Source organism: Lactobacillus nasalidis (genome assembly GCF_016587775.1).
Lineage (GTDB): Bacteria > Bacillota > Bacilli > Lactobacillales > Lactobacillaceae > Lactobacillus > Lactobacillus nasalidis.
This window is the reverse complement of record NZ_BOCG01000347.1, coordinates 1-1,243: the sequence shown is the minus strand read 5'-3', so window position 1 is coordinate 1,243 and position 1,243 is coordinate 1. Positions and strand designations below refer to the sequence as shown.

The window sequence follows — 1,243 nt, the reverse complement described above, 5'->3', positions numbered from 1 at the left end:
GCTTCAGCGCCAATGAAGGCCGCCAGCTTTTTCCTGGCAGACTCGTAGGCTGCCGTGGCCGCCTGCGACAAGGCGTAGGTGCCCCGGTAGATATTGGCGTTCTCTTTTTCGTAAAAATCCTTGATCGCGGCAATGACGGCCCGGGGCTTCTGGCTGGTGGCCGCGTTGTCCAGGTAAGCCAGAGGCTCGCCGTTCATTTTTTCCGCCAGAAGCGGAAAATCCTGCCGGATCTTATTCCATTTCTTGTCCATCGATCAGCTTTCTTTCCACCATTTCAAACAGCGGCTGGCGGCTGGCCTCGGGAATCTTGGTCAGCACCGGCCCCAAAAAGCCGCGGATCACCAGGCGTTCAGCCAGCGGCTTGGAGAGGCCGCGGCTCATCAAGTAGTAGAGCTGCTGCTCGTCGACTCTCCCGACGCTGGCCGCGTGGCCGGCAAAAACGTCGTTGTCGTCGATCAGCAAGATCGGGTTGGCATCCCCTCTGGCCGACCGCGACAGCATCAAGACCCGGTTTTCCTGCTGGGCGTTGGCCCCCTTGGCCCCCTTCATGACGTGGCCGATCCCGTTGAAGACCAGGCAGGACTTCTGCAGGATCACCCCGTGCTGGAGGATGTGGCCGTCTGACTTTTTGCCGTAGTTGTTGACGACCGTGTTCAGGCCCTGGACCTGGTCGCCAATGGTGATGGCGATCACGTTCATTTCCGCCTTTGCCCCCTGCCCGTAAAGGTTGGAGTCATAGTCGCCCAGAATCTGCCCGTCGCTGAGCATCCCCATGGCCCAATCCACCTTGGCGTCCCGGCCGACCCAGGCCACCCGTTTCAGGTAGGCGGTGATGTTTTGCCCCAGGCGGTCAATGCCGGCATACTTGATCCGGCTGCCGGCCAAGGCGCAGATTTCCACGACCAGGTTGGCCGTGGCTTTTTCCCCGCCGCGGCTGACGACCTTTTCAAAATAAGAAAATTCGGCGTCCTGGTCTGCCAGCAGCAAAACGTGCAGGGCAAAGTCCTGCTTTTTCCCGGCATCCTGCTGATAAGTCACGGTCAGCGGCTCTGCCAGCTTGACGCCCTTGGGCACATAAACGAACAGACCCTGCTTCATCTGGGCCACGTTCTCGGCCAGCAGGCGGTTTTCCCGGAAGCTGGCGGCGCGGCCAAAGTACTTTTCAACCAAGTCGCCATGTTCAGCCAGGGCCGTGGCCCAGTCGCAGGCTACGGCTCCCTTGGCCGCAAATTCCGGAGCCGCC

The 1,243-nt window shown here is 60.5% G+C and carries 2 protein-coding genes; both read right to left on the bottom strand.

The annotated features are described in order from the left end of the window. Nucleotides 1-251: aminotransferase class V-fold PLP-dependent enzyme (locus lacNas_RS06680; RefSeq protein ID WP_201346713.1), on the bottom strand; the 251-nt coding region annotated here is incomplete at its 3' end. Continuing rightward, on the bottom strand, nt 232-1,243 hold a 1,012-nt coding region (gene sufD, locus lacNas_RS06675), incomplete at its 5' end, for a Fe-S cluster assembly protein SufD (protein ID WP_201336051.1). The genes sufD and lacNas_RS06680, both read right to left, overlap by 20 nt.